We start from the raw sequence: 10,782 nt of genomic DNA, 5'->3' as shown, positions 1-10,782 counted from the left end.
CCGCGCAGCCTCGCCGGGCGGGGCTCCGTGGGATCGGGGCCGATCGCGCGCGGCGCATCGCTTAACGGTAGTCGCCGAAGCGAAAGCCGGTCCGCACCCTCACGTTATTGAGCACCAGCGCGAGGTTTGCGCAGGGATGAAGCAGATCCAGGCTCGCCTCGACGGCGTTGCGCGGCGTCGTCCCGGCGCCGACGACGAGCAGCGCATGGCCCACCACGGCCGCGAGCCCGCTGACATCGCTGTCGGACAGGCAGGGCGGCGCGTCGAGGACAATCAGCCGCCGCGGCCACGCGCCGGCGAGCCGGATGACCCGCTCCGCCGCGCCGATCCGACGGGCGACTCCCGTCCCGTCCGCCGTCGCGCCCCCGCCGCCCATGCGCGCCGGCAGGATCGACAGACCCGGAACGCCGGTCGGCAACAGCGACGCGGCGTCATCGGCCGCGTCTCCCGCGTGCGCTGCCAGCTGCCGGGTGAGCGCGTGCTGGCCGGGATCGAGGTCGGCGAGCACCACCCCGCCCGCCGTCGTCTCCGCCAACGCGAGCGCAAGGTTCAGCGCGACATGGGTGCGCCCCTCGCCCGGCCGCGCGCTGCTGATCATCACCGCGTTGCGCGCGGGTGCGTCGCAGGGCAGGTCCATCGCGCGTTGCACCTGCTGCGCGATCAGCCGGATTTCCTCGTCCTCACGGTTGCGTCGGCCGGTCGCGCCGTGACGGCGCGCGAGACGCCACAGCGACGCGGCGGGAACGACGGGACGGACCTGCGCGCTGCCGCCCCCCCCGGACTCCGCGGGCTGCGTCGCATCCGCGGTGCCGTCCGCCGCGTGCCGTTCGGCCACGGGTGGGACGGCTGCGGCCGGTTGCGGTGCGGGTGCCCGAGGCGCATCCGTCGGCGGCGGGCTGCCCATCTCGCCGATCAGCGAGGCGATGGCATCCACGGCGGACGGCGCGCTCCATCGCCGGGCCGCCGTCTCGAACAGGTGCTCTCTCGGCGGGTGCGTGGTCATGGCGCGCCTCTCAGACCGGTCCGAACACCCAGGACTGCGTCAGCAGTCCCGCGCAGACCGACACCAGCAACAGCAGCATCACGCTGACGGCGAGCAGGCTGGCGACGCGCTGGACGGAGAAGGGACGCTCGGCGGCGCTGATTCCACCCAGCACCGGCACGCCCGCATGCTGCAACTCGTCGAGCGTGTAATAGGCGTCGTGGACGACCCCCAGACCAGCGGCGACGCCCGCGCCCCCGATCAGCCCGGCCAGCAGCACGCCGGCGATCAGCGTCACGGGACGCGGGCCGTTCGGCAGGCGCGGGATGCGCGGCGGATCGACCACCTGCAGCTTGGTCGTGGAGGCGTGGGTGTCGGCGGCGGTTGCGATGCGCATGGCCTCGCGCCGTACCAGAAGCTCCTCGTAGTTGTGGCGCAGGACCGTGTAGTCGCGGTCCATGTTCTGGTATTCCGCTTCCAGTCGCGGATTGTCGCGGGCGACTGTCTCCAGCCGCGCCTGCTCGCGCACGGCATCGCCGAGCTGCCGTTGCAACGACGTGATGGTGCTCTCCAGCTCGACCAGCCGCACTTTGAGTTGCGCGTAGACGGGGTTGGGCGTGGTACGGCTGCGGGTGATCACGCCCGCGCCGCCGCGCCCCCCTGCCTGCGGCATGCGGCCGGATTGCAGCGCGGCGACGAGGTTGCGCGCGGCGATCACGTCCGGATGCTGGTCGGTCAGCCGCAGGCGCAGCGCGGCAAGGTTGCGTTCGGCCTCCATCAGCCGGCCGCCGCCTCCCCCGCCGCCGCCGCCGCTTTCGGTATCCGTGTAAGTCTGCGGCGTGGTCGCCAGCTCCAGCGTCAGCGTGTCGCGGTTGACGATGGCATCTGCGAGCGTGCCGCGCAGGGCGCGCACGGACGTCCGTGCGGCCTCCAGCCGCGAGCCGCCATCGGCCGTGAAGACGTCGACATAGCGCGCCCGGAACTCCGCCCGCCGCTTCTCCGCCTCGCGCAACTGGCTTTCGTACGAAGCGATCTCCTGTTCGACGAACCGCATCGCCTTGGCCATTTCCTCGCGCGAATTGGCGACCACGCTCGCCACGAACAGCGACACCAGATGCTGCACGACCTCATAAGCCAGCTGCCGGTCGCGGTTGCGATAGACGATGGTGAACAGGTCGCCGGCCTCCGGCACTACCCGTATGTCGTCGGCAAGGCGCTTGATCAGCCGCTCGTGCTCGTCCGGGTCCTCGGCCTGCAGACGCAGGTCGGTCTGCGCGATGACCTGTTCGAGGTTGGGGCGGCTGAGCAGGGTGCGGCGCAGCACGTCGTTGTCGCGCAGCGAGCTGCTGTCGATCGCGAGACCATGCAGCAGCGGCGCGAGGACGGCGTCCTGCTCCACATAAAGCTGCGCGCGCGCCTCGTAGGTGCGGGGCATGAAGTGCACGCCCGCCCACCCGACGGCGCAGATCAGCCACGCCGCCGCGATCCCGGCCCACCGATAGCGCCAGGCGGCGGCGGCATGACGGCGGGCCTGGGCAAGGAAGGTGTGCATCGGCCGCTCAGAACCAGCTTTGCGGAATGATCAGCGTGTCGCCCGGCGCCATGGCCACGTTATCGGCGATGTCCCCGTCATCCAGCAGGTCGTCGAGCCGTGCCGGGATGCTGTGCTGCTGGCCGTCCGCCCCCCGGCGCACGATCACCGCGCGATTGCCGGCGGCGAACCGGGTCAGACCCTTGGTCGCGATCATGACGTCAAGCAGCGTCATGCGGTCACGATATGGGATTGCGACGGGCTGTACCGCCTCGCCGATCACGCGTATCTGCTGGTCATAGGGTCCGATGAACGTCCGGACGATGACCGAAACGGTCGGGTCGCGCACGTACTCCTTAAGCTTGGTCGAAATGTCGCTGGCGAGTTGCGTCGGACTCTTGCCGGCGGCCTGGATGTCGGGGATGAGCGGCACCGAAATCCGCCCGTCGGGGCGCACGGGCACGTCCGTGACGCCAAGGTCGGGTTCATGGAACACCCAGACGCTCAGTACGTCGCCGGGTCCTATCTGATAGGCGGGCGCGGGCGGCTGTGCGGCCGCCTGCGCGTCACTGCCGGTCCTGGCGTCACAGCCCGCCAGTAGCGGCAGCAGCGCGCCGAGCACCGCCAGCGCGAGTGCGCAGCCGCGTTCATGCGTGTGTCGCGCCGACGGCGCGGCGCTCGCACCGCCGGTCGCGGTGGCTGTTACGAGGCGGGCCGTCCATGCGGGTCGAGGCGACATGGGAACCTCAATATCGGGACAAGACCAGCCGACGCCCCGTGCGACTCATCCGCTCGCGAGCCTCGGCATACCGTTCCGGACCCGTCTGCGCTTCACGCACAGGTAGCCGCGCCGGCACCATCCGCCACCTGCGATATCCGACGACACTACCGGCGTCGGCGTGATTGCAGAGTAAACCGTTCCGACCCCGTGTGCAATGGGCTTGCAGATGTAATTAGTCGATAACGGTACGTTGACGTTCCTAACGACATCGTACAGATTCGAAACGGAAGCCGCCCGGAACGAGATCTTCCCACGAGGTTCGATATGTTTAAGGCCTCTGTCTCTCTTGCGCGGAGATCCCCGGATACGCTGGATTTCACCGAGACCGGTAACTCCGGACCGATAGGCGATCCAACTCCCGGTCTCGGTGCGGTGCGACATCCTCTCGCTCCGGTGGCGTCTGTGGCAGAGCGCTCGCGTCGGTCGTTTTCGTTTCTTATGCGCCGACCCGACCTGGCGCCCGCATGGTATGCCGGCTTCGGCGAGGCGGCGACCATCTTCGTCGGTCTTCTGATGCTGTTGCCCGAGGCGTCGCGCGGGGCGGCGGCCGGCGCGTGGCCGACCGCGTCGCGCGCGGCGCTCGATGCGGTCAGACTCGATCCGCTGGCCCTTGACCCGGCCGACATGGGGCGCATCACGCTGGCGGCAGCGCTCGCCGTGGCGCTCGGGATCATCTCTGCCGGTATCGGGATGTATCGCCCGTCCGTGCTGCGCCATCTGCGTGCCCTCGCCCTGACGGCGGTCGCGGCGGCGGCGATCGCGCTGCCGGTGACCGTCGCCATCTGCGTGGCCCTCGGGCCCGACCTCGGCGGCGATGTCGCGCCGTATCTGCCGCTCGTCGCGCGCGTGCTGCTCGTCTGGCTGCTGTGCCTGTGCCTCACCCGGGCGGTGATCGGCATCGGCGTGCCGCTCGGCCTGTTCAGCCGGCGCGTCCTGGTGGTGGGCGGCGAGCCCGCCGCCGCATCGCTCCGCCAGCACTGTTCGGAGGAATTCGTCGTCTCCGGCCTGCCATCGCCGGAAGCGGCACGCGGACCAGCGGGCCCCGGGCGCGTCTGGGCGGTGATCGTGGGCGGCGAGGCGAGCGATGCCGCGGCGCTGCGGCCCGGGGCGGGCACCGGCGACGACGACCGGTCCGCCGGCCTGCGTGTGCTCAGCCGCGACGCGTTCTTCGAACGGGCGTTGCGACGCATCGACGTGGGCGCGGGCCGGCCCGGCGATTTCGACGCGACGGAGACGCGGGCCACCCGCACGGCCGACCGGGTGCGCCGCGTGGCCGACATCGTCGGCAGTCTCGTGCTTCTGGTGTTGCTTTTGCCGCTCATGCTGGTGACGGCGTTGGCGATCCGGCTGACCAGTCCCGGTCCGGCACTGTTCCGCCAGGAGCGTGTCGGCCTGCACGGCCGCCCCTTCATGCTGCTGAAGTTCCGCAGCATGCGCGCGGACGCGGAGGCGGGTGGTCGTCCGGTCTGGGCCACGCAGCGCGATCCGCGCGTCACCCCGATCGGCGGCTTCATCCGGCGCGTGCGCATCGACGAACTGCCGCAGCTGATCAACGTGCTGCGCGGGGAGATGTCGTTCATCGGACCGCGCCCCGAGCGGCCCTATTTCGTGCGCCAGCTGGCCGACGAGATACCGGGCTACAACGAGCGCCACCGCGTGAAGCCCGGCATCAGCGGCTGGGCGCAGGTCAACTACCGTTACGGCGCGTCGGTCGAGGACGGGCGGATCAAGCTCTCCTATGACCTGTACTATGTGAAGCACCGGAGTCTCGCGCTCGATCTGGAGATCGCGCTGGCGACGCTGCGGGTGGTACTCCTCCAGGAAGGATCACGCTGATGGGCATCGCCGCAAGCGCGAGGCTGGCCGACGACGTCGTGGTGCACGATCCCGCGCTGGTCAACATCTACGGCTGCACGATCGGCAGCGCCACCCGCATCGGCCCCTTCGTCGAGGTGCAGAAAAACGCCCGCATCGGCCGGCGCTGCAAGATTTCGTCGCATAGCTTCATCTGCGAAGGCGTGGAGATCGAGGACGAGGTCTTCATCGGCCACGGGGTGATGTTCACCAACGATCCCTACCCGCGGGCGACGAACGCCGATGGCGGCCTCAAGGGCGACGCCGACTGGGCGGTGGTGCGGACGGTCGTGCGGCAAGGGGCGTCGATCGGCTCGAACGCGACGATCCTTGCGGGTCTCGTGATCGGCCGCGGCGCGCTTGTGGGCGCCGGCGCGGTGGTGACGGCGGACGTACCCGACCACACGATCGTCGCGGGGGTGCCGGCGCGCATCATCGGACGCACGCCATCGGCCGATGCGGTCGCGGCGACCTCGGGGTGCGAGGCCGTGGCATGATCGGCGTCGCCATCGTCGGCTTCGGCTACTGGGGTCCCAACCTCGCGCGGTGTTTCGCCGAGACGGATGGCTGCCAGGTCGCGGTGATCGCGGATTCCTCGGCGGATGCACGGGCGCGGGCGGCCAAGCGGTTCCCGGCGGCGCGTCTCGTCGCCGACTGGCGCGAGGCGGTGGCGTCGCCGGGCGTCGATGCCGTGGTGATCGCCACCCCCGTGCGGTCGCATTACGACATCGCCTATGCGGCGCTGCGGGCGGGCCGGCACGTGCTGGTCGAGAAGCCGATGACGGAGACCGCGGATCAGGCTGAGATGCTGATCGAGGAAGCCGCGCAGCGCGACCGCGTGCTGATGGTCGACCACACCTTTGTCTATGCCCCGGCCGTGCGGGCGATCCAGCGGCTGCTCGACAGCGGCGACCTGGGTGACCTCTGGTACTACGATTCCACGCGCATCAATCTTGGGCTGTTCCAGCGCGACGTGAATGTCATCTGGGACCTGGCGGTACACGATCTGTCGATCCTCCAGCTCCTGCTCGGCCGCGCGCCGATCGGGGTGTCCGCGACCGGGATGAGCCACGTCAAGGGCAGCCCGGAGAACATGGCGCAGATCACGCTGCATTTCGATCAGGCGGTCGCGCATCTCAACGTCAACTGGCTGGCCCCGGTGAAAGTGCGGCGGGTGATGATCGGCGGCAGCCGCAAGATGATCGTCTATGACGAGCTGGAGGCGTCGGAAAAGGTCAAGGTCTATGACCGCGGCGTCCTGCTCGGCGACCAGCCGCAGGACGTGTATCAGATGCTGGTCGGCTACCGCAGCGGCGACATGTGGGCGCCGCACCTCTCGGCGGCGGAGCCGCTGCTGGTCGAGGCGGCGCATTTCATCGACTGCATCGCCAACGGCACCGCGCCGATCACCGGCGGCGAACTGGGACTCGGCGTCGTGCGCACGCTGGAAGCGGCGACGCGCTCGATGCGGCTGCGCGGCCATCCGGTCGATCTGGCGACGATGAGGCTCGCGTCGTGATCCCTTTCCTCGACCTTGCCCGACAGAACCGTGACATCGAAGACGAGCTTGCCGAGGTGGTGGGCGGGATCATCCGTAGCGGCGCCTATGTGCTGGGGCCGTACAACACCGCGTTCGAGGCGGATTTCGCGGAGTATTGCGGCGCCGCACACGCGGTTGCGGTCAGCTCCGGCACGGCGGCGCTGCATCTCGCGCTGCTGGCGGCCGGCGTCGGCCCCGGTGACGAAGTCATCACCGTGCCGATGACCTTCGTCGCGACGATCGGGGCCATCGAATATGCGGGCGCGGTGCCGCGTCTGGTGGATATCGATCCCGCGACCTGGACCATGGACCCGGCGCGGGTCGAGGCGGCGATCACCCACCGCACCCGGGCGATCATGCCGGTGCATCTGCACGGCCGGCTTGCGGACATGGCGCCGATCCGCGCGTTGGCGCGCGCCTACGGGCTGGTGGTGATCGAGGACGCGGCGCAGGCGCACGGCGCGCAGCGCGACGGTCGCCGTGCCGGTACCTGGGGCGATATCGGCTGCTTCAGCTTCTATCCTGGCAAGAACCTCGGTGCCTGCGGCGAGGGCGGTGCGGTGGTCACCGACAATCCGCTTTATGCGGATCGGGTGCGCACGCTGCGCCACTGGGGCCAGGGCCAGCGCTACGTGCACGAGATGCGCGGCTTCAACTATCGCATGGACGAGATCCAGGCGGCGGTGCTGGCCATCCGGTTGCGCCGGTTGGAAGGATGGACCGCCGCGCGCCGGCTTCTGGCCGAGCAGTATCACGCGCACCTGTCGGCGGCCGGCATCACTACGCCGCCGCGTGACGAGGACGGGGCGCATGTTCACCACGTCTTCGCCGTGCGCGTGCCGCGACGCGACGAGGTGCGGTCGCGGCTGGCCGATGCGGGGGTGCAGACCGGCGTCCATTACCCGATCCCCGTGCATCTTCAGCCGGCCTATGCCGATCTCGGCTACGCGGCGGGTGCGTTTCCCGTGGCGGAGCGGCTGGCGCGCGAGACGCTGTCGCTGCCGCTGTTTCCGGGCATGACCGCGGACGAGGTAGCGCATGTCTGTGACGCGCTTTCGACAATCATCGCAAATGAACGGATCGACGATGCCCTCGCCGTATCATAGGGACGGAGCCCCCAGCCGGATCGTGCCGGCCGTGCATGGACAGCGCGTGATCGAGGCCGATCCGGCCGCCGAGATCGCGCTGGCGCAGACGCTGGCGACGCGCTGCACCCAGGCGGAGATCATGGTGCAGTTCGAGCGGTTCAGCCGCCATGACGGAGTCGTGGACGAGATGATGCGGCGCGTCTGTCTGCGCGCCATGCTGCGCGCCTGCGGCGACGGCGTACGAGTCGCGACGCAGGTCGGGCTGCGCCACCCGGAGACCATGAGCCTCGGCGACGGCGTGTCCATCGGCATGCAGACGATCATCCAGGGCCGGTTCGACGGACGATGCCGCATCGGACAGATGACGTGGATCGGGCCGCACTGCTTCCTCGACGCGCGCGACCTCGACATCGGCGACCATGTGGGGTGGGGGCCGGGGGCACGGGTGCTGGGGTCCGAACATGTCGGCGTGCCCGCCGACCTGCCGATCATCGCGACGGATCTGCGAATCGCGCCGGTCCGTGTGCACGACTGGGCGGATATCGGGATGGGGGCAATCCTGTTGCCGGGCGTCACGGTGGGACGGGGGGCGATCGTGGGCGCGGGCGCGGTCGTGACGCGCGACGTGCCGGATTACACAACGGTCGCGGGCGTTCCGGCGCGGGTGATCGGCCGGCGCGCGGCGGCGCCGGCCGATCATGCCGGGCGTGTCGACATGGAGACGGTGTGATGGACGCCATGCGATCCTCCCTGTTCGGCCGAAAGGTCGTCGTGACCGGCGGCGCCGGGTTCATCGGCTCGCACACCATCGATCTGCTGATCGACCGGGGCTGCCGCGAGATCGTGGCGGTGGACGACATGGTGCGCGGCCGGCCGGAGAACCTTCTCGCGGCGATGGCGCGCGGCCCGGTGCGGCTGGTGACGGGCGACATACGCGACAACCGGCTCATGCGCACGGTGCTCGCGGGGTCCGAACTGGTGCTGCACATGGCGGCGCTGCGCATCACCCAGTGTGCCGTGGAGCCGCGTCGGGCGATGGAGGTGATGGTCGATGCGACCTACGACCTTCTGGAAAGCTGCGTCGCGCTGGGGGTGGGCAAGGTGGTGATTGCGTCGTCCGCGTCGATCTACGGCATGGCAGAGACCTTCCCGACACCGGAATCGCACCATCCCTGGGGCAACCGCACGCTGTACGGCGTCGCCAAGACGTTCTGCGAGGGCATCCTGCGGGTCTTCAACGAGACGCATGGGCTCGATTACGTGGCGTTGCGCTATTTCAACGCCTACGGCCCACGCATGGACATGCACGGGCGCTATACCGAGGTGCTGATCCGCTGGATGGAGCGCATCGAGAACGGGCTGCCGCCGATCATCTTCGGCGACGGATCGCAGACCATGGACATGGTGCACGGCTGCGACATCGCGCGGGCGAACGTGCTCGCCGCCGAGAGCGCGGCGACGGATGTCGTGCTGAATGTCGGCACCGGGCAGGAGACGAGCCTGTATCGGCTGGCCGGTCTGCTGGCCGAGGTCATGGGCCGCCCCGATCTGCACCCGGTTCACGAGCCGGAGCGGTTGGTCAATCCGGTCCCGCGCCGCCTTGCCGCCACCGACGCCGCGCGCGCCGCGATCGGCTTCACCGCCTCGATCACGGTGCGGGAGGGGCTCGGCGATCTCGTCGCCTGGTGGCGGCGCAACCGTCTCCCGGTTGCCTCCGCGCTGTGATACCCATCGCAAAGCCGCTTCTCGGCGTCGAGGAGGAGGAAGCCGTCGCGGCGGTGGTCCGCTCCGGATGGCTGTCGCAGGGCAAGGAGGTGCTGGCGTTCGAGACGGCTTTTGCGGCACGGGTCGGCGCCGCGCGGGCCTGCGCGGTATCGAACTGCACGACGGCGCTGCATCTCGCGCTGCTCGCGCTCGGCGTCTCCCGCCATGACGAGGTGGTGACCGTCAGCCACAGCTTCATCGCGACCGCCAACGCGATCCGCCAGTGCGGCGCCGAACCGGTTTTCGTCGATATCGACCCGGCGACCTACAACATGTCGCCCGATGCGCTCGAGGCGGCGATCGGCCCGGCGACGCGCGCGGTTCTGTGCGTGCATCAGATGGGCATGCCGTGCAACCTCGCGCGCATCCTCCCGGTCGCGTGGAAGCATGACCTGCCGGTGATCGAGGACGCGGCCTGCGCGATCGGTTCGGAGATCTGCCTCGACGGGACCTGGCAGACGATCGGCGCCCCGCTGGCCGACGTCGCGTGCTTCTCGTTCCATCCGCGCAAGATCGTCACGACGGGCGAGGGCGGCATGCTGACGACAAGGCATGTCCATATGGACGCGCGCTTTCGCCTGTGGCGGCAGCACGGCATGGACGTGTCCGACACGGTGCGCCACAAGGCGCGGCAGGTGCTGTTCGAGTCCTATTCGGTGACCGGCTACAATTATCGGATGACCGACCTGCAGGCCGCGATCGGCAACCAGCAGATGACGCGGCTTGACGACATCATCGCCCGGCGCCGCCGCTTGGCGGAGCGGTACCACGAAATGCTGGCGAAGATGCCGGAGGTGGCGCCGCCGTTCGAGCCCGGCTGGGCCCGCTCCAACTGGCAAAGCTACTGCGTGCGGCTGCCGGACGGCGTCGATCAGCGTGCGGTGATGCAGGTCATGCTCGACCGCGGCGTCGCCACGCGGCGCGGGATCATGTGCACCCATCTCGAACCCGCCTATGCGGACACGAGGCACCGATACCCGTTGGGCGAGTCCGAGCGGGCGCGCGATCATTGCGTGCTGCTGCCGCTTTATCCACAGATGACTGAGGTCGAGCAGGCGACCGTGGTCGATGCCTTGCAGCGCGCGTTGCGTCTGTCCCGGCGTGGACGACGCACCCGCAGCGCGACCTGAACGGGGGCAGGCATGTGCGGCATCGCGGGCATCCTGCACCACGACGCCGACGGCCGCGTCGACGCGGACCTGCTGCGGCGCATGACCGATGCGCTGCGACACCGCGGGCCGG

10 protein-coding genes are annotated in these 10,782 nt (G+C 69.8%); 7 read left to right on the top strand and 3 right to left on the bottom strand.

Going from position 1 to position 10,782, the window contains the following annotated elements:
- Positions 1 to 61 precede the first annotated feature (61 nt).
- Genes B8460_RS05710 through B8460_RS05700 form a run of 3 tightly spaced genes read right to left on the bottom strand, consistent with a single transcriptional unit; the run spans position 62 to position 3,135 of the window.
- The gene (locus B8460_RS05710) at positions 62 to 1,003 is read right to left on the bottom strand and encodes a P-loop NTPase family protein (protein ID WP_048860618.1); all 942 of its coding nucleotides are present in this window, start codon (positions 1,001 to 1,003) and stop codon (positions 62 to 64) included.
- 10 nt (positions 1,004 to 1,013) lie between these two features.
- Positions 1,014 to 2,534, bottom strand: coding sequence for an XrtA system polysaccharide chain length determinant (locus B8460_RS05705; RefSeq protein ID WP_048860617.1), 1,521 nt, complete (start codon positions 2,532 to 2,534; stop codon positions 1,014 to 1,016).
- A gap of 7 nt (positions 2,535 to 2,541) precedes the next feature.
- Positions 2,542 to 3,135 (bottom strand): XrtA/PEP-CTERM system exopolysaccharide export protein, encoded by a 594-nt coding sequence (locus B8460_RS05700; RefSeq protein ID WP_048860616.1) that lies wholly within the window; start codon positions 3,133 to 3,135, stop codon positions 2,542 to 2,544.
- A gap of 597 nt (positions 3,136 to 3,732) precedes the next feature.
- Here B8460_RS05700 and B8460_RS22835 point away from each other — a divergent pair.
- The 7 genes from B8460_RS22835 to B8460_RS05665 are packed head-to-tail and all read left to right on the top strand — an operon-like array spanning position 3,733 to position 10,670.
- Entirely contained in the window at positions 3,733 to 5,130 is a 1,398-nt protein-coding gene (locus B8460_RS22835) for an exopolysaccharide biosynthesis polyprenyl glycosylphosphotransferase (RefSeq protein WP_052945137.1), read from the top strand.
- Positions 5,130 to 5,645 carry an acyltransferase gene (locus B8460_RS05690; RefSeq protein ID WP_048860615.1) on the top strand — a complete coding sequence of 172 codons (516 nt, stop codon included), beginning with the start codon at positions 5,130 to 5,132 and terminating at the stop codon, positions 5,643 to 5,645. The genes B8460_RS22835 and B8460_RS05690 overlap by 1 nt, the downstream gene beginning before the upstream one ends.
- Positions 5,642 to 6,667 carry a Gfo/Idh/MocA family protein gene (locus tag B8460_RS05685; RefSeq protein ID WP_048860614.1) on the top strand — a complete coding sequence of 342 codons (1,026 nt, stop codon included), beginning with the start codon at positions 5,642 to 5,644 and terminating at the stop codon, positions 6,665 to 6,667. The genes B8460_RS05690 and B8460_RS05685 overlap by 4 nt, the downstream gene beginning before the upstream one ends.
- On the top strand, positions 6,664 to 7,794 hold the full coding sequence (locus tag B8460_RS05680) for a DegT/DnrJ/EryC1/StrS family aminotransferase (RefSeq protein ID WP_048860613.1): 1,131 nt from the start codon (positions 6,664 to 6,666) through the stop codon (positions 7,792 to 7,794). Before B8460_RS05685 ends, B8460_RS05680 begins: the two co-directional genes overlap by 4 nt.
- A gap of 31 nt (positions 7,795 to 7,825) precedes the next feature.
- A complete protein-coding gene (locus B8460_RS23580; RefSeq protein ID WP_277813931.1) occupies positions 7,826 to 8,506 on the top strand; it encodes an acyltransferase in 681 nt (226 codons plus the stop codon).
- Positions 8,506 to 9,501, top strand: a complete 996-nt coding sequence (locus tag B8460_RS05670; protein WP_048860612.1) for an NAD-dependent epimerase/dehydratase family protein — start codon at positions 8,506 to 8,508, stop codon at positions 9,499 to 9,501. Before B8460_RS23580 ends, B8460_RS05670 begins: the two co-directional genes overlap by 1 nt.
- Complete coding sequence (locus tag B8460_RS05665) at positions 9,498 to 10,670, top strand: DegT/DnrJ/EryC1/StrS family aminotransferase (protein ID WP_048860611.1); 1,173 nt, start codon at positions 9,498 to 9,500, stop codon at positions 10,668 to 10,670. The genes B8460_RS05670 and B8460_RS05665 overlap by 4 nt, the downstream gene beginning before the upstream one ends.
- Positions 10,671 to 10,782 lie beyond the last annotated feature (112 nt).

Origin of the sequence: Acidisphaera rubrifaciens HS-AP3 (genome assembly GCF_000964365.1) — a bacterium.
GTDB classification, from domain to species: domain Bacteria; phylum Pseudomonadota; class Alphaproteobacteria; order Acetobacterales; family Acetobacteraceae; genus Acidisphaera; species Acidisphaera rubrifaciens.
This window is presented reverse-complemented; position numbering and strand designations above follow the sequence as displayed.